Source organism: Paraburkholderia susongensis (assembly GCF_900177725.1).
GTDB lineage: Bacteria > Pseudomonadota > Gammaproteobacteria > Burkholderiales > Burkholderiaceae > Paraburkholderia > Paraburkholderia susongensis.
Genome location: NZ_FXAT01000005.1, coordinates 223716 through 240484, shown reverse-complemented (window position 1 = coordinate 240484; position 16769 = coordinate 223716). Strand labels below are relative to the sequence as shown.

The window sequence follows — 16769 nt, the reverse complement described above, 5'->3', positions numbered from 1 at the left end:
CGGAAACCAGAAAATGGGCAAATCATTCGCCTCGCACGGCGACCTCGAAGACAAGGTCGTCTCGTTCGAGAAACTCTCTGACAACGCCTACGCCTACACAGCCGAGGGCGACCCGAACACCGGCGTCATCATCGGCGACGAGGCGGTGATGGTCATCGATACACAGGCGACGCCCGTGATGGCGCAGGATGTGATTCGCCGCATCCGCGAGATCACGGACAAACCCGTCAAGTACGTCCTGCTGTCTCACTACCATGCCGTTCGCGTGTTCGGCGCGTCGGCGTACCAGGCTCAGGAAATTCTCGCAAGCCGCGACACCTACGACCTGATTGCCGAGCGCGGCGAGCAGGACAAGGCAAGCGAAATCGGCCGCTTTCCGCGCCTCTTCCGCAACGCGGAGTCGATTCCGCCGGGTCTCGTGTGGCCGACGATGACCTTCAACGGCGAAATGACCGTCAACCTCGGGAATCTCGAAGTGAAGATTCTCCAGGTCGGCCGCGGCCACACCAAGGGCGACACCATCGCCTGGTTGCCGGAGCAGAAGATTCTGTTCGCGGGCGACCTCGTGGAGTACCAGTCGACGCCGTACTGTGGTGACGCCTATTTCCGCGCATGGCCGACGACGCTCGACACGCTGGCTGCCTTCAAGGCGGAAAAGATGGTTCCGGGGCGCGGCCCGGCGCTGAAGAATGCCGGGGAAGTGCGCCAGGGCCTCGCCGGCACGCGCGCCTTCCTGACCGACCTCTACGGCGCGGTGAACCGTGGCGTCGCCGAAGGCAAGGATCTGAAGACTATCTACCGCGAAGTCTACGACTTCATGAAGCCGCGCTACAGCGATTGGGTCATCTTCGACCACTGCATGCCCTTCGATGTCTCGCGTGCATACGACGAAGCGACTGGCTTTGACGACCCGCGCATCTGGACGGCGGAGCGCGACATCGAGATGTGGAAGCAGCTCGAAGCGTAAGCCGCCGCGCGCGGCCTCACGGGTAACGAGGCCGCGCTGTGCGACGGTTCCCACGGACAATATTCAGGAATACTACTTTGCATCATGAACACGAAAGTCAAAACTGACGGATTCGCCTTTGTGGAATTCGTTTCATCGCGCCCGATGGAGCTCGTCGAGCTTTTTGAAAATCTCGGGTTCCGCCTTCGCGGCAAATCGAAGAACGATGTGTTCCTGATGACGCAAGGCGCGGCTGCGTTCCTCGTCAACGGCAACCCGAATGCGTTCGAGAAAAAGCATGGCCCGTCGGTGCGTGCAATCGGCATTCGCGTCGACAACGCGAAGCTCGCCCACGCGCAGGCGCTGGCTGGCGGAGCGCTGCCGGCCTCGCCTGATGCGGAGGGCGCGTTCGTCGTCGATACACCGACGATTCTGGGTATCGGGGCAAGCCTCGTGTACTTCGTGGAGACAGACTTCCGCGGCCATTTCTCGCTGCCCGTTGAAGCGCGGAATACGCCGGAAGGCGACGCCAGTATCCTGGCCGTCGACCATACGTCCAACATCGTTCACCCGCAAAACCTCGACCTTTGGGCGAACTTCTACCGCGACACGTTCGGTTTCGCGGAGAAGCAGTACCTGGAGGTCAAGGGACATCTGTCCGGCATGCGCGCCCGCTCGATGGTGAGCCCGTGCGGCCGTGTGTCGATTCCGGTGGCGGCAGCCGCGCACGACCAGCCGGGCGTGCTCAACCAGAATGACGAATTCATCCGCGACTACGGTGGTGAAGGGATTCAGCACATCGCGCTGCTGACATCGGACATCGAAGACACGATCAGCAAGCTCAGCGCCGCTGGCATCGAGTTCATGGCCGCGCCGTCGAAGAATTACTACGACGGTATCGATGCCCGTTTGCCCGGGCACGGCCTTGACGTCGCGCGCCTCGCCGAACAAGGCATCCTGGCCGATGGAAAGGGGCCGCGGAAGATTCTGCTGCAGCGCTTTACGAAGCGACAGATTGGCCCGGTGTTCTTCGAAATCATCGAGCGCCGTGGAGAAGATGGCTTCGGCGAGGGCAATTTCAAAGCCTTGTTCGAATCGCAGGAGAAGGACCAGCAGCAACGCGGCACGCTTAACTGAGCGCAATGCGGGCGCAATACAGTCGGACTAACCGGCGCTTGCGTCGTCGCCGTCGTTGCCATTCTCCCAAGGGCCGCTCATGAGCGGCGACTCGAAGATTGGCCTTTGGAACCGTTTCGCCGCGCTGCTGCATTCACGGAATGCGGCGCGGGATAACCCGAGGGAAGAACGCTATGAACGAACAGCTTGTCCGGGATCATCTCCTGACCCGATACGACGCGTGGATGAAGGCCATCGCCGAAAAGGACATCGATGCGATTGCGTCAATCTACGCGAACGACGCCGTGTACATGCCGCCCGGCCAGCCTCGCCATACGGGCAAGGAAGCCATCCTCGCAGTGTGGCGCACTTACTTCACCCGCCCGGACTTCAAGGCGCTCTACACACCGGTGATAAGCATTTCAACGGGCCTCGACATCGCGTACGACGTCGGAAGCTATGTCATCTCTCTTACCCGCGACGATGCGCCGGTCGAAATCCGCGGAAAGTATGTCGTCATCTGGAAGAAGGAGCAGGGCGACTGGTTCGTCGCCGTGGACATCGACAATACGGACCACCCGCTCTAACGGGGTTCGGCCTGACAACCCGGTTTCCCGTTCTCGCCCGACAAGACTTGCGAGCCATATCGACCCGGCGATGCATGAGCGTTTCAGAAAGCAATCAGGACATCCGCCCCGCGCGCTTCACGGCGACACGCGGGAGCCAATAGTTCGCCGTATAAGGCGACAAAGAAACATTGGAGACAAACATGAAAGCGCAATCTCAGGTGTCCGAACAGGTGCCAGAAGGAGGGCATGCTGAAAACGCGGGACGTGGCGAGCTGAAGCAACGCTTGAGCAACCGTCACATACAGTTGCTCGCGTTGGGAGGCGCGGTCGGGACCGGACTATTTCTCGGTTCGGCTGGTGTGCTTGAACTCGCCGGGCCGTCGATGATTCTCGGCTATGCGTGCGTCGGCATCATCATGTTCCTGATATCGCGATACCTCGGTGAGATGCTGGTCGAAACGCAGGTGTCGGATTCGTTCAGCTATTTTGCTCGCAAGTTCTGGGGCGAGTTCCCCGGATTCTTTTCCGGCTGGAACACGTTCCTGCTGTACGTATTGGTAGGGATGATCGAGCTGACCGCCGCTGGGAAATTTATTCAGTTCTGGTGGCCTGGCATTCCAACGTGGATGTCGGCCGCGCTCTTCTTCGTCGTGGTGAATGGTCTGAACTTCGTCAGCGTACGCATCTACGGCGAGACGGAGTTCTGGCTTGCGGTCATCAAGGTCGGCGCTGTGGTCGCGATGATCGTCATGGGTATCTTTCTTCTCGGGTCCGGCAGGGCGGGCCCCGATGCGACGATTTCGAACCTCTGGTCGCATGGCGGCTTTTTGCCGAAAGGCTGGCATGGGCTAATCATGTCGCTCGCCTTCATCTCGTTCTCGTTTGGCGGACTCGAGATGCTCGGCTTTACCGCCGCGGAGGCGAAGGACCCCAAGAGAACGATTCCCAAAGCCATCAATCAGGTCCTGTTCCGCATTCTCATCTTCTACGTCGGCTCGATGCTGATTCTCATGGCGTTGGTGCCGTGGACGAACCTGCTTGCCGCACTGAAGGCTGGCGGCGATACGTACAGCAATAGCCCGTTCGTGATGGTGTTTTCGGTGTTGGGCAGCAAGTTCGCGGCGAACGCGCTGAACTTCGTAGTGCTGACGGCTGCACTTTCTGTTTACAACGGAATGGTGTACTGCAATAGCCGTCTGCTCTACGGAATGGCGCGCGATGGCCAGGCGCCCCGTTTTCTGGCGAAAGTGAATGCACGCGGCGTCCCCTACGCGGGGATTCTGTATCCCGCTGCTTACACGGCGCTGTGCATTGTCCTCAACTACATCATGCCGCGCGGCGCGCTGGAATTGCTGATGTCGCTGGTCGTGGCCGGGCTGGTACTGATGTGGGTCATCATCATCGTGACCCATCTGAAGTTTCGTGCCTCCATGCGGCAAGAAGGCAAGCCGGCGGACTTTCCCGCGCCGCTGGCTCCGTATTCCAATTACCTCTGCCTTGCTTTCATGCTTCTCATCACGGTGGTGCTGTTTCTTACGCCGGATGTGCGCATCTCTGTGTATGCGATGCCCTTCTGGGTTGCCGCTGTCTATGGCGCATTTGCGCTCAGGAAGGGCGTTGCGCGCCGTCACCGTGGCGTGGCGGAGTCGATCTGAGTTTTGCCCGCATTGACCGCGACGAGGAAGGCCGCGTGCCGACGCCTCAGAGCGTCATCGGCGCGGAGCGTTCGTTCCCCGGGCATGCGCTCAGGGAACAAACTCAGGGAAACAAAGCTTCATTCCTGTATCGCGTGATACCGCGAGCAGAAATTTGACCGTCGAATAATTCAAGCGCGGGGCCTCAATTCCGGGCCATCCAAACAAGTCAATTCCAAATACGCGGAGAACCTATGCGCTTTCTGGCCTTAATCATGGGACTGGCCCTCTTCGGCGCCGTGGCGAGCAGTCAAGCTCAAGAGAAGCCCAACTACAAAATCGGCATCGTGACTGCGACGACCGGTTCGGCATCGGTCATCGCGGCGCCCGCCAACAATGCCATTGCACTATTCGAAGAACAGCTCGCGGCACAAAAGAACCTGCCGTTCACGGTGCAGTTCATCAAATACGACGATGCCTCGGACCCGACGAAATCCGTCAATGCTGTGCGCAAGCTCATCCAGGACGATAAGGTCGACGTCGTTGTCTGTTGCACGACCACTCCGTCATCGCTGGCAATCAACAAGGTGATCGAGGACTCGAAGGTGACGGCCATATCGATGTCGGCGGGCGCGGCCGTTGTCGAGCCGGTTTCGGAAAAGCGTTACATGTTCAAAACACCCATTACCGATCGGCTGATGATTAACTACACCCTCGACGAGATGAAGAGAAAGGGCATCAAGACCGTGGCGTTCATGGGTCTCGACGACGCCTACGGGGAAGGCGCCTGGGTGGAGTTCAAGGAACTCGCCGCGAAGAAAGGCATCAGGATTGTCGCGGACGAACGCTTCTCGCGCGGCGATACGAACTTCGCGCCGCAAGCACTCCGGGTGGTGCGGGCCAATCCCGACGCAGTCTACTTCCACGCCATTCCGCCGTCCGCGGCACTTGCGCACGAGGCTTTGAAGCGGGTCGGCTACAAGGGCCCGATTTACCACGGCGCCGGCTCACCGACCTCGAGCTTCATCGCCATTGGCAAGCAGTCTGTTGAAGGCGCAATCGTGGGCGCGACCCCTATTACCGTCTATAAGGAACTGCCCAAAGACAATCCGCTGGTTCCGGTCATCACGTCGTTCGTGAATGCCTACGACACAAAATATGGGCAAGGCAAAGCGGAAATCTTCGCGACCCAGGGCTACGACGCGGTCGGCCTCGCTGTCGACGCCCTGAAGCGCTATACGGCGTCGGGCAAGAAGGGCGATCTCGCGCAGCGGCGCATGGATATCCGCGACATTCTGGAGAACACGCACGATTACATCGGGACGGTCGGCATCTTTAACTACTCGCCGACGGACCACGTGGGCCTCGACACGCGCACGCTGTTCCTCGTGCAGGTGAAGAACGGGCAGTTCAAGCTGTTGAAGGACTAGGAATGGACTGGTTTTCGACTCTCTTCCTCGGGCTCGACGGCGTCACGAACGGTGCCGTCTATGCCCTGGTTGGGCTGTCCCTCGTGCTCGTCTACACCACTACCCGGGTGGTCAACGTCGCACAGGGTGAGTTCCTGACGTTTGGCGCCCTCTCGTTCGCGAGCTTTATCGAGGGCTCGCTGACACCGCTGCTCTATGTCGTTCTCGGAACGGGGGCGGTCTGCCTGTTGCTCGACGTGTTGCAGGCGGTCAAATTCCGCCGCAATCCGCTGAGGCTGGTGTCGAAGTTTGCGGCATGCGGGGTCGCGCTTTCGGCATTGGCCTATGGAGCATGCCACACGAGTTCCATTGCTCTGCAGATGGTGGCGGCACTCGTGCTGGTGGCGGCCATGGGACCGCTCATCTACAGGCTGACCGTCGAGCCCAATCCGGGTAACTCGCCCGTCGTGCTGCTGATCTGTTCGGTCGGTGTCTCGCTCGTCCTACACCCACTCGCGCTTCTGATCTGGGGCGCGGACCCCAGAACGGTACCGCCGATTAGCGAGCTTCGCTTTAGCGTTGCCAACGTGGATATCGCCATGCAGTCGGTCATCATCCTGTCGGCCGCTATCGTGATGACGGCGGCCCTGTTCGTCTTCTTCCGTTTCTCGCTCGTCGGTAAAGCCCTGCGTGCGGCATCGATCAACCGCGACGGGGCGCAGTATTGCGGTATCCCCGTCGGCATGGTTGGCCGGTTGAGCTACTTCATTGCGGCGGGAATCTCCGCCCTCAGCGGGATGCTGCTTGCGCCGCTCGTGACGGCAAACTACGAAATGGGATTCATCGTCGGGCTGAAGGGCTTCGTGGGGGCAACGATGGGTGGGCTCATCAATTACCCGCTTTCGCTCGCAGGGGTGTTCCTGGTTGGCGTGTTCGAGTCTTTCTCGGCGTTCTTCAGCAGTTCGCTTCGTGACGCCTGGGTGTTCTCGCTGGTCATTCCGATTCTTTTGTGGCGCAGCGCCCAGCATGGAGGCGAGCTTGATGAACATTGACGAAACGTCCCGGCGGCCCGCGCAGCCAGGCACCATGGGCCGCATCAGGCGGGAGTACGCGCTGGCAGGGCTGATTTTTGCAGCGGTCCTGCTCTCTCTCATGCTGTCTCCGACCTACTATGTCGGGCTGGTAGCCGTCGCGGGAGTCAACTCGATTGTCGTGCTCGGGCTTGCTTTCCTGCTCGCAACGGGCCAACTGTCGTTGGGGCACGCCGCATTTCTGGGCTTGGGGGCCTATGCCTCGTCGCTGCTGACACTGAAGTGCGGCGTGCCGCCACTCGCGGCGATACCGCTGGCGACTGTTCTGTGCGCCGCGATCGGCTGGTTTCTTGGCAAGCTGACGCTCGGCATGAAGGGGCACTACCTTCCACTCGCGACGCTCGCATACGGCATGGCTATTTCGGCATGCTTCGTTGCGCAGACGGAGCTCACAGGGGGCGCGTCGGGTCTCACGGGAATTCCGGCCTTGAGCCTCTTCGGCGTGCCGATGGAGGCTCGCGGCATGGCGACGCTCATCTGGGCCGTCGTCCTGCTGGTTTTTCTCGCGTATCGCCGGATTTACCGCAGCCGCGTCGGCCGGGTCGCGCGTGCTCTCAGGAGCAACAGCACCATGGCGAGTGCCTTCGGCGCGGATGTGGCGCGCGTGAAAACACAGGTGTTCGTGATGTCCGCGGCGCTGGGCGGTCTCGCCGGTGCGCTATACGCGTACTACATGCAATTCCTGAGTCCTTCCTCGTTCTCGCTGGGCGCGTCGATCAACCTGCTCATCATGACCGTGCTCGGCGGCGTCGCGCATCCGTTGGGCGCGCTACTGGGCGTTGTGTTCTTCAACGTGCTCGAACTGAGCGGGCAGCATGTCATCGCGAATGTCCTTGGTTTGCCTGGGCAGGTCGAGTCGATGGTTCTGGGGGCGGTACTCATCATCGCATTGCTGAAATGGCCTGATGGCCTGCTCACGTGGGCCGGGGTAACGAACAGCTATGACGTGGAGCCGGACGATGTTCCCGCTGTGAGCAGGCGCGAGCCGTCACACCCTGCCACGCTCGACGCGCAAGCCGTGACGAAGCGCTTTGGCGGCTTGACGGCGCTGTCCGAGGTGACCGTCAACGTACCGGAGCGTACGATTACCGGCCTCATCGGGCCGAATGGGGCCGGCAAGTCGACGCTCTTCAATGTGATGACAGGGGTGCTTCCTGCCAGCAGCGGCAGCGTGACCGTAAGCGGTCGACCTTTACCCGGCAAGCTGAGAAAGGTCATTGCATGCGGTATCGCGCGCACCTTCCAGCACGTGCAGCTCGTTCAGGAACTCGACGTTCTGCAAAACGTGCTGATCGGCGGCTACATTCGCGGCAGGAGCGGATTGCTATCCGCTGCCGTCGGCGCGGACCGGCATGAGGAGAGCGTGATGGTCGCGGACGCTCTTGCCGCATTGCGACGCGTCGGCCTGAGCGAAATCGCGAACGCGCGAGTTTCCGAGCTTCCGTTGGGCAGTCAGCGTCTGGTCGAAATCGCCCGTGCCTTGATGGCGAGGCCTGCCATCCTGCTGCTCGACGAGCCGGCCGCCGGCCTGCGGGCACCTGAAAAGCAGCGTCTGTCGCAACTGCTTCAGTCGTTGCGCGACGACGATGGCATGACCGTTCTCATCGTCGAACACGATATGGAACTGGTGATGGGATGCGCGGACTATCTGTTCGTGCTGAATTACGGGAGCCTCCTCGCTCAAGGGGCGCCGCATGAGGTCCAGCAAAATCCCGACGTCGTCCACGCCTACCTCGGAGCGCAAGCATGAACATTCTCGACGTCGAAGGTCTGACGGTGAAGTACGGACAGGTCAGGGCGGTCAGCGAGATGTCATTCCACGTCGCGGCGGGAGAACTGGTCTCGCTGATCGGTGCGAATGGAGCAGGGAAGACGAGTCTGCTGCGCTGCGTGATGGGCGCCGTACCCGCGGCGGCTGGCGACGTGCGCTTCTCCGGCGCCTCGCTCGGACGCGCGCCTGTCGAAGATCGCGTACGCCGCGGAATGTATCTGGTTCCCGAAAAGCGTTCGCTCTTCAACTCGATGTCCGTGCGCGACAACCTTCAATTAGGCACTTACGCAAACCGCGCTCGCATCAGGTTCGCCGAAGAGGTCAAGCGCATCTACGCGCTCTTTCCGATTCTGGAGGAGCGCCAGGAGCAGCTTGCGGGTACGCTTTCCGGCGGGCAGCAGCAGATGGTCGCCATTGGGCGGGCCCTCATTGCGCGGCCTGAGCTTCTGCTGCTGGACGAACCGTCCATTGGCCTCGCACCGCTCGTCGTTCAGCAAATCATGGACGTGATTGTCGAGTTGCAGCGCAAGGAGGGCCTGACGGTCATTCTGGTTGAGCAAAACGCTCGACTCGCGCTGAACGCTGCAAACCGCGCATACCTGATCGAACTGGGCCGCATCATCAAGGCAGGGACCGGTGAAGAGCTGGCAACCGACCCTCATCTCAGCGAGATTTATCTGGGCGCGAAGCGAATGGCTGCCTGATCCGGCCGCTCAGTGAGGATGGGTGAACGAAACCCCGGCCGCGCAATCGGGTGTCGCCGGGTTGCAACTTGAGAGATGCAGGCATGGTACATAAACAGTCATTCGAAACATTGCGGGCGTTGTACAAAAGAGGTGAGCTTTCGCCTGTCGATGTGACGACATCGTCGCTCGAGCATGCGGAAGCAGTAAACAGAACGCTGAACGCATTCGCGCTCATCGACGGCGAGCGTGCAATGGCTGCCGCGCGTGCGTCCGGGAAGCGGTGGCGCGAAGGTACACCGCTGAGCGAAATCGACGGCATGCCGATTACGCTCAAGGATGGCATCGCCGTCGAAGGCTGGCCTTCGCGAAAGGGTTCCGTCGTCACGACGCCGGAACCCGTGTCCGGGAACTCCGTGCTGGCCGCGCGCCTGGTCGACGCGGGCGCCGTGCTCATCGGCAAAACCCGCATGCCGGAATTTGCGTGGAAGGGTGTCACCGATAGCCCTGGGTACGGAGTGACGCGCAACCCGCTCGATCCCGATCTCACACCAGGCGGCAGCAGCGGTGGCTGCGCCGCGGCGGTGGCCGCGGGCGTCGTTCGCGTTTCGATTGGCAGCGACGCGGGCGGATCCGTTCGCATTCCAGCGGCTTTTACGGGGACCTTTGGACTGAAGCCGACCTATGGGCGCGTGCCGATTACTCCACCGGCGAGCATCTTCTTCAACGTGGCTCATTACGGCCCGATTGCTGCGAGTGTCGGCGATATGGTCTCGGTCATGAACGTCATCAGCGGCCCGAGCCCGCGCGACTGGACCTCGGTCGGCCTTGCGCCGGCGGATTTCGGATCGAACGCGTCGCCCCACGAGCTTCGCATTGGCCTGCTCAACCCGCTTCGCTGGGACGACAGTGCGGATATCGTCAAGCGCGCGATGGACCAGACCTACGGCATCCTCTGGAGCAATGGCTTCCAGGTGAGCACCGTGGATTTCGACGTGCAGGAAGCGTCGCGCGCGGCCGCCCATCTTTATCGACTCGGATGTCTGTCCGCGGTCAACGGCGTTCCTGCCGACCAACATAATCTGTTGGACCCCGGGCTGCTCGGATTCATCGACCCTGTGCGCAATGCGTCATTCGCCGATGTCCAGCGCGCGGCGTTGCAACGCGACACATTGAACGGCCAGTTCTGCGCGCTTTTCGATGAGATCGACGTGCTGCTGCTGCCGACGATGCCCATTCTGCCTTTCGTGGCCGGCAGGGATGTTCCGCCCGGCTCGGCGGACGACGACTGGTTCTCGTGGAATCCGTACACGCCGGCATTCAATCTGACCCAGGCGCCGGCGATGTCGGTGCCGTTCTGGCCCGAGGGCTCGGCGTTGCCGGTCGGTGTGCAACTCGTTGCGGCCAGGTGCCGGGAGGATGTGCTGCTGCGGCTCGCGTCGTGGCTTGAACCGCGCCTTGCGCGGCGGCGGCCAGGCGACTGTTGATATCGGGGCCGGCGCATTCGGCCGGCTACCAACCGGCTGCTACCGGCTGCGACGGGCTGCCGTCAGGCGTTATTCAAGCGCCGCTGGTCGAGCACCCAGAAGTGCTGCCCCTCGTTTTGAATCACTCCCTCCGATTTCAGCCGTGTAATCGTGCGAGTCACGGTGACACGGCTCGTTCCTGTCAGGCTCGCGACCTGCTCATGCGTGAGCGGTGTGCGGATGCGCACGCCGACTTCGTCGGCTTCACCGTATATGTTCGCGAGGCGTCTCAACAGTTCGACAATCCTCAGTTCAGGCTTGGGCATCGCCATGAACTGAATCCGCATGCCCAGAACCCATTGCTTGACGGCGACGACTTCCATCAGCGTGGTCGCGAATTCGACGTTCTGCGCGAACGCCTGCTTGATCGCCACATAGTCGAACTTGATGACGACACAGGGTTCGAGCGCAATCGCCGTGCTCATTCGGCGCTGGCCGGCGATTGCCGTACCTTCTCCAATGAGCGACCACGGCCCCATCAATTCGAGGATGAACTCCGTGCCATCCTCCTGAAAGATGCCAACCTGAACTCGCCCGCTGACGAGAAAGAAGAACGTCGTGCCGGGTTCTCCCTGCCGGTAGAGCGTCGTGCCTTTCTGGAGGACCTGACGTTGTCCAAGGCGCTCCGCATTCATGAAGACGTTCGCAGCATGCCTATCCATGTGCCAGGTCTCGGTTGAAAGCACTTCGGCTGAGACGTGAGGCGTAGTCATTGCGTACCACCGTTTTTCGTTGATGACGCCGCCATGACGAGCGGCAGGTTGAAACCGCCGCCTTGCCATGACGCAACAGATCATTCAATGGCTCGGGCACAAGGCGGTATCGCATAACTTTATGCAGCTTCCATTGCATGGCTAGTGGGTCTTTCCCCAGCCTGGATCTCCGGGGAATCCGGCTGCGTTGGACGCACTTTTTCATCAGGCCCGTATCGGCGGATACGTAGGCTCGGGCACGCGCACGGATACATTGGTTGCAGGCCGATTTTTTGGAGACTTGAATGTCAGCCGTTGCAACCCACACGCGATTCCGAACATTGATGAGCCGCTTCGTGACAGGCGTTACGGTCATTGCCGTCGAATCCGAGGGCAGACCTTCTGGTGTCGCCGCCATGACTGCAAGCGCCGTTTGCCCCGTCAGCCTGAGTCCGTTGCTGCTTCTGTTTTGCGTGCGCAACGAAAGCTCGCTTCTTCCACACCTGAAGCATTCCGAAGCATTCTCGGTGAACGTGCTTGCCTCGGGACAGGATGCGGTGTCCCGCTACTACGGCGGTCAACCGCAGCGCGGTATCGAAGGCACATGGGATTTGCACGCGGCGTCTGCCCCTGTGCTGGATGGCGCCAACGCGACGTTCGTTTGCCGCATCGCCAACCTCCAGCAGCTCGGCGACCATCACGTCGTGGTGGGCGAGGTCGTGGACATGCACTCGATCGACCCGCCCGCGCCGGCTCTCGTCTACGCAGCCGGCAAGTATCTCGACGTTGCGCTCGCCCACTGAGGCAGCGAGCAGCGTCAAGCAGTGAGCAACGATAACCCAGCCAATCATTCTTATGGTGCACATTCAAATGATCGACCCCATTCCTGACGCTGAGACCCTGATCGAACGAGCACGGTCGATGATTCCGATGTTGAAGGCGCAAGGACCCGCGCACGACAGCGCGAAGCGCATATCGGACGACGTCGGCGCCGAACTGCGCGCAGCGGGCTTCTTCCGGATCTGCCAGTCCACCGAAAATGGCGGCTACGGGTTGCGCCCGTCCGTCTTGTGGCGTGTGTGCCGCGAAGTCGCACGCGGCGACAGCGCGACGGCATGGATACTCGGCCTCGCCGGACTGCACCCGTGGATGGCCGGCATGTTCGGCGCACGCGCGCAGGACGACGTTTTCGCAGGCGGACGCGATGCGGTCGTCATTGCACTGACCGGCAACGTCGGGCGCGGCGTCGAGGCGCGCCTCGATCGGGAGCACTATGTTCTGAATGGGAAATGGACGTACGCGTCCGGCATCGACGTCGCGGATTGGGCGAGCGTTCTCGTTGACGTTCCCACCGCTGAAGGAGAGCGAGAGTTGCGGCTCCTGCTCGTGCCCAAGGAGAGCTTTCGCATCGACCATGAAAGCTGGAACGTTTTCGGCATGAAGGGAACCGGCAGCAAGGATGTGTACCTCGAGAACGAGCGCGTTCCGCTTTACCGCAGCATCAAATGGACGGACGTGCAGCGCATCGAATACCCGGGGCGCGAGCGCAACAAAAGTCCGATGTACCGGATCCCGCACACGAGCCTCTTTGTCATGTCGGTCGCCGCGGCCATTACATCGGTGGCGCATGGCCTGCTGGACATTCACGCCGAGACCGTGCGCAAACGGATTCCCGCCGGCCTGAACGCTCCGCAGACCGAGGACCGCTTCACGCTGGCCGAACTCGGCAAGGCCGCGGCGAAGATTGAAGGGGCATTCAACATGCTCCTGCACGACGTCGACGAGATGTGGGACTGGGCTCAGGCAGGAAAGGAGTTCTCGGCTACGCAGCGAGCGCGGTATCGAACGGACGGCGCCATCATCTGCGACATGGCGCTCGCCGCGTCCGATGATCTGGTGCGCAATCTCGGCGGCAGCCTCATGCCGCCCGGGCCGGTGGAGAGGTACTTCCGCGACCTGCACAGCATGGCATCGCACTTTCTGATGCAGGTGAATCCGTCTGCTGAGATTTACGGACGCGTCCTGCTTGGCATGCCGTTGCCCGCCAACGCCCGTATCTAACCTCGCGCGCCGCATCCGTACCTGCACCTGTACCGCAACCGTATTGCAGACGCACCGCAGACGTATCGCAATCTTGAGTGATCTTTACTCACAATACGCTGCATTAATATCCATTGAGCGTCCCCCATGCTTCTCTGATAATGGCTCGCAAGACGGCCTCGCGCCACGGGCGCGTACGCCGCCGGCGAACCGCGCGAACACCGCGCGGTTGCGAACCCATACGGACTGGAGACAACGTGGAGAAGACGATCGGAGGCGGCGCTGGCCGTGTCGCAGTGGTGACCGGCGGTGCAATGGGCATCGGCGCGGATACGGCGGAGCAACTGGCGAAGCGCGGCTATCACGTGGTGCTGGCCGACCTCAACGAGCAAAGCGCCGCTGAAACCGCCGCGCGCCTCTCGGCGGAGAATTTGTCGGTGTCCTCCGTGCGGATGGACGTCGGTTCCCCCGAATCGATCGCCACGGCATTCGGCTCCATCGCAAAGCAACATGGCCGTTGCGACGTGCTCGTGAACGGCGCGGGCATCGCCAAGCTGGTGCCGTTCATCGACTATCCGCTCGACACGTTCCTTACCACCATGCAGGTCAACCTCGTCGGCACGCTGCTGTGCGCGCAGCACGCGGCGCGGCTGATGATCGAGCATCGCTGGGGCCGCATCGTCAATATCGCGTCGGTGGCGGGCATGCGCGCGGTCGGCAAGGGACGCACCGCGTACGGCACCTCCAAGGGCGCGGTGATCGCGCTCACGCATCAGATGGCCGTCGAGCTGTGCGACTACGGGATCACCGCCAACGCGGTCGCGCCGGGTCCGGTCGACACGCCCATGACCCGAGCCCTGCACAGCGATCAGTTTCGCGAGGAATACTCACGCGCGATTCCGATGCGCCGCTACGGCACGACCTCGGAAATCGCCGCGGCGATCTGCTATCTCGCGTCGGACGAAGCAGCCTATACGAACGGGGTGGTGTTGCCGGTGGATGGCGGCTTCCTGTCGTGGGGCGCCGGCGCGGTCTGAACTTCCGGAAGCGGTGTGGGCCCGAATCGACCCGGGTCAACCGCGGGTCAATCCGGGTGAGAAACCCGAAACATGCCGTCCGAACCCGCGCGAGTTCAGACGGCACGATGTTCAGCGCCGGTCCGCCGCGCCGAGCATGAGGATGCGCTGCGCCATGCGCAGATTCGCGTAGTCGATCATCTTGCCGTCGACGGCCACCGCGCCTCGTCCTTCGGTTTCCGCCTGCCGCATCGCCTCGACGACGCGCGTGGCGAAGGCGAGGTCTTCCGGCGACGGCGTGAACGCGTCGCGCGTTGCTTCAATCTGCGAGGGGTGAATCACTTGCTTGCCGTCGAAACCGAGAGCCGCCGCTTTCTCCGCCCATGCGCGGGTGAGCGTCGCGTCGCGATAAGCGCCGCACGGTCCGTCGATCGCGCGCAGGCCGAACGCGCGCGCGGCGACCAGCACGCGCATCATCGGATAGGCGAACAGGTCGAGCGGCGTTTCGACGTAGCGCGCGCCCGCGGAGATGCTGGTCTGCCGGTAACCCTCGGGCGAGCCGCCGATCTCCGCGCTGCGCGCGCCGATGGAGCCCGCGAAATCGCCCACGCCCAGATGCAGCGCCGCGATGCGCGCGCAACTCGCGGCGAGCGCATCGACCATCACGAGGCCCAGCGCGGTCTCGATCAGCAGGTCGAGGGCGAGCGGCGCGCGGCGTGCGCCGCCTTCGGCGGCATCGATCAGGCGCGCGATCGCTTCGATATGCGCGACTCGCTCGGCCTTGGGCACGATGATCGAATCGAGCCGCGCGAGCGGCGCGAGCGCGCGGATCTCTTCTTCGACGAAGCGGCTGCCGTATGCATTTACGCGCACTAACACCGTTTTCTCGCCCCAGTCGAGCTCTTGCAGCGCGCTGCATGCGCCTTGCAGCGCGTCCGTTTTTTCCGTTTCGGGGACGGCGTCCTCGAGATCGAGAAACACCGCATCGGCCGTTGAGCGCGCCGCTGATTCGACCATGCGGCGGCGATTGGCCGGCACCGCGAGCACGGTGCGCGTCAGGCGATAGGAAGAATGGGCTTCACTCATGCGGCACTCCGTCTGTTGTTGCGCAGTTCGTCGAGCACGCTTTGCGTGTGCTCGCCGACGGCGGGAATCGGATTCATCACCGGCTCGACGCCGGGTATGGTGATGGCGGGCACGAACATGGTCTGCGGCCCCGTGGGCGAATCCACTTGCCGTGTGCGCCCGCGTGCATGCACTTGCGGATGCCTGACGAATTCTTCCACCGAGTTCATGCGCGCGTTGGCGATGGCCGCGGCGTCGAGGCGCGCGAGCACGTCGTCGCTGGTCCAGCCGGCGAAGCGCGCTTCGATCAACGCCTCGAGCGCGTCGCGGTTGGCGAGGCGTCGAGGGTTGCTGGCGAAGCGCGCGTCGCTCGCGATGGTCTCGTCGCCGAGCACGACACGGCAGAACGACACCCACTCGCGCTCGTTCTGAACGCCGAAGAAGATGCTGCGGCCGTCGCCGGCGCGAAACGGTCCGTACGGCGCGATGGTCGCATGGCGCATGCCGTTGCGCGCGAGCGGCTTGCCGCTGCCGCTCACGTAGTACGCGGGATAGCTCATCCATTCGGTCATCGAGTCGAACAGCGACACTTCGAACGCGGTGCCGTGGCCCGTGCGCTCGCGATGGTAGAGCGCCATCAGGACGCCGTTCAACGCATACATGCCGGTGGCGATGTCGGCGATGGCGAGGCCGCATTTGGCGGGCTCGGCTTCGCTGCCGTTGATGTCGAGAAAGCCGGACTCGCATTGCACGAGCAGGTCGTAGGCTTTCTTGCTGCTGTACGGTCCGCCGCTGCCGTAGCCGGAGATGTCGCAGGCGATCAGGCGCGGAAAGCGCGCGACGAGCGACTTCGCATCGAGCCCGAGCCTCGCGGCGGAGCCCGGCGCCAGGTTCTGCAGGAACACGTCGGCGGTTTCGAGCAGCGTGAAGAGGGCCTGGGCGTCCTCGGGGTTCTTGATGTCGAGCGCGACGCTTTGCTTCGAACGATTGGTCCAGATGAACTGGCTCGACATGCCGTTCGCCACGGTGTCGTAGTCGCGGCAGAAATCGCCCTTGCCGGCTCTTTCGATCTTGATGACGCGCGCGCCCCAGTCGGCGAGATGGCGGGAAGCGAGCGGCGCGGCGATGGCCTGTTCGAGCGACACCACGGTGATGCCCGAAAGCGGAAGCGACATGCTTTGTCTCCTGATTGTGCGGGTCACGATGACGGC

At 62.3% G+C, this 16769-nt stretch carries 15 protein-coding genes; 12 read left to right on the top strand and 3 right to left on the bottom strand.

Annotation, left to right across the window (positions count from 1 at the left end):
* Window positions 1–13: 13 nt before the first annotated feature.
* From B9Z01_RS17320 to B9Z01_RS17280, 9 genes are all read left to right on the top strand, one after another.
* The gene (locus tag B9Z01_RS17320) at window positions 14–967 is read left to right on the top strand and encodes an MBL fold metallo-hydrolase (protein WP_085485196.1); all 954 of its coding nucleotides are present in this window, start codon (window positions 14–16) and stop codon (window positions 965–967) included.
* A gap of 84 nt (window positions 968–1051) precedes the next feature.
* The gene (locus B9Z01_RS17315; RefSeq protein ID WP_085485194.1) at window positions 1052–2083 is read left to right on the top strand and encodes a 4-hydroxyphenylpyruvate dioxygenase family protein; all 1032 of its coding nucleotides are present in this window, start codon (window positions 1052–1054) and stop codon (window positions 2081–2083) included.
* Between the two features lie 173 nt (window positions 2084–2256).
* Window positions 2257–2649 carry a YybH family protein gene (locus B9Z01_RS17310; protein ID WP_167387508.1) on the top strand — a complete coding sequence of 131 codons (393 nt, stop codon included), beginning with the start codon at window positions 2257–2259 and terminating at the stop codon, window positions 2647–2649.
* A 200-nt stretch (window positions 2650–2849) separates the two neighbouring features.
* The gene (locus B9Z01_RS17305) at window positions 2850–4286 is read left to right on the top strand and encodes an amino acid permease (RefSeq protein WP_244196049.1); all 1437 of its coding nucleotides are present in this window, start codon (window positions 2850–2852) and stop codon (window positions 4284–4286) included.
* Window positions 4287–4519: 233 nt separating this feature from the next.
* Window positions 4520–5695 carry an ABC transporter substrate-binding protein gene (locus tag B9Z01_RS17300; protein ID WP_085485188.1) on the top strand — a complete coding sequence of 392 codons (1176 nt, stop codon included), beginning with the start codon at window positions 4520–4522 and terminating at the stop codon, window positions 5693–5695.
* 2 nt (window positions 5696–5697) lie between these two features.
* Window positions 5698–6726: a branched-chain amino acid ABC transporter permease gene (locus B9Z01_RS17295; protein ID WP_085485186.1), complete on the top strand. Its 1029-nt coding sequence runs from the start codon at window positions 5698–5700 to the stop codon at window positions 6724–6726.
* On the top strand, window positions 6716–8515 hold the full coding sequence (locus tag B9Z01_RS17290) for a branched-chain amino acid ABC transporter ATP-binding protein/permease (protein WP_085485184.1): 1800 nt from the start codon (window positions 6716–6718) through the stop codon (window positions 8513–8515). Before B9Z01_RS17295 ends, B9Z01_RS17290 begins: the two co-directional genes overlap by 11 nt.
* Entirely contained in the window at window positions 8512–9240 is a 729-nt protein-coding gene (locus B9Z01_RS17285; RefSeq protein WP_085485182.1) for an ABC transporter ATP-binding protein, read from the top strand. The genes B9Z01_RS17290 and B9Z01_RS17285 overlap by 4 nt, the downstream gene beginning before the upstream one ends.
* Before the next feature lie 152 nt (window positions 9241–9392).
* On the top strand, window positions 9393–10706 hold the full coding sequence (locus tag B9Z01_RS17280) for an amidase family protein (protein ID WP_244196048.1): 1314 nt from the start codon (window positions 9393–9395) through the stop codon (window positions 10704–10706).
* 62 nt (window positions 10707–10768) lie between these two features.
* Here B9Z01_RS17280 and B9Z01_RS17275 read toward each other — a convergent pair whose 3' ends face one another.
* Window positions 10769–11407, bottom strand: coding sequence for a Crp/Fnr family transcriptional regulator (locus B9Z01_RS17275; RefSeq protein ID WP_167387507.1), 639 nt, complete (start codon window positions 11405–11407; stop codon window positions 10769–10771).
* 335 nt (window positions 11408–11742) lie between these two features.
* On the opposite strand from B9Z01_RS17275, the gene B9Z01_RS17270 reads away from it, so the two are divergent.
* From B9Z01_RS17270 to B9Z01_RS17260, 3 genes are all read left to right on the top strand, one after another.
* Complete coding sequence (locus B9Z01_RS17270; protein WP_085485176.1) at window positions 11743–12240, top strand: flavin reductase family protein; 498 nt, start codon at window positions 11743–11745, stop codon at window positions 12238–12240.
* A gap of 118 nt (window positions 12241–12358) precedes the next feature.
* Entirely contained in the window at window positions 12359–13498 is a 1140-nt protein-coding gene (locus B9Z01_RS17265) for an acyl-CoA dehydrogenase family protein (protein WP_167387506.1), read from the top strand.
* A 236-nt stretch (window positions 13499–13734) separates the two neighbouring features.
* Complete coding sequence (locus tag B9Z01_RS17260; RefSeq protein WP_275937506.1) at window positions 13735–14514, top strand: SDR family NAD(P)-dependent oxidoreductase; 780 nt, start codon at window positions 13735–13737, stop codon at window positions 14512–14514.
* Between the two features lie 111 nt (window positions 14515–14625).
* Here the strand turns inward: B9Z01_RS17260 and B9Z01_RS17255 are convergent, their stop codons facing one another.
* Both B9Z01_RS17255 and B9Z01_RS17250 read right to left on the bottom strand, forming a co-directional pair.
* Window positions 14626–15579 carry an HpcH/HpaI aldolase/citrate lyase family protein gene (locus B9Z01_RS17255; RefSeq protein WP_085485170.1) on the bottom strand — a complete coding sequence of 318 codons (954 nt, stop codon included), beginning with the start codon at window positions 15577–15579 and terminating at the stop codon, window positions 14626–14628.
* Window positions 15576–16733 (bottom strand): CaiB/BaiF CoA transferase family protein, encoded by a 1158-nt coding sequence (locus tag B9Z01_RS17250; protein ID WP_085485168.1) that lies wholly within the window; start codon window positions 16731–16733, stop codon window positions 15576–15578. The genes B9Z01_RS17255 and B9Z01_RS17250 overlap by 4 nt, the downstream gene beginning before the upstream one ends.
* Window positions 16734–16769 lie beyond the last annotated feature (36 nt).

Bases quoted from the DNA above. Each gene is read 5' to 3' on its own strand.
- B9Z01_RS17295 (WP_085485186.1), top strand. From the start codon at position 5,698: ATGGACTGGTTTTCGACTCTCTTCCTCGGGCTCGACGGCGTCACGAAC.
- B9Z01_RS17275 (WP_167387507.1), bottom strand. From the start codon at position 11,407: ATGGATAGGCATGCTGCGAACGTCTTCATGAATGCGGAGCGCCTTGGA.
- B9Z01_RS17285 (WP_085485182.1), top strand. From the start codon at position 8,512: ATGAACATTCTCGACGTCGAAGGTCTGACGGTGAAGTACGGACAGGTC.
- B9Z01_RS17320 (WP_085485196.1), top strand. From the start codon at position 14: ATGGGCAAATCATTCGCCTCGCACGGCGACCTCGAAGACAAGGTCGTC.
- B9Z01_RS17315 (WP_085485194.1), top strand. From the start codon at position 1,052: ATGAACACGAAAGTCAAAACTGACGGATTCGCCTTTGTGGAATTCGTT.
- B9Z01_RS17265 (WP_167387506.1), top strand. From the start codon at position 12,359: ATGATTCCGATGTTGAAGGCGCAAGGACCCGCGCACGACAGCGCGAAG.
- B9Z01_RS17310 (WP_167387508.1), top strand. From the start codon at position 2,257: ATGAACGAACAGCTTGTCCGGGATCATCTCCTGACCCGATACGACGCG.
- B9Z01_RS17250 (WP_085485168.1), bottom strand. From the start codon at position 16,733: ATGTCGCTTCCGCTTTCGGGCATCACCGTGGTGTCGCTCGAACAGGCC.
- B9Z01_RS17255 (WP_085485170.1), bottom strand. From the start codon at position 15,579: ATGAGTGAAGCCCATTCTTCCTATCGCCTGACGCGCACCGTGCTCGCG.
- B9Z01_RS17290 (WP_085485184.1), top strand. From the start codon at position 6,716: ATGAACATTGACGAAACGTCCCGGCGGCCCGCGCAGCCAGGCACCATG.
- B9Z01_RS17300 (WP_085485188.1), top strand. From the start codon at position 4,520: ATGCGCTTTCTGGCCTTAATCATGGGACTGGCCCTCTTCGGCGCCGTG.
- B9Z01_RS17270 (WP_085485176.1), top strand. From the start codon at position 11,743: ATGTCAGCCGTTGCAACCCACACGCGATTCCGAACATTGATGAGCCGC.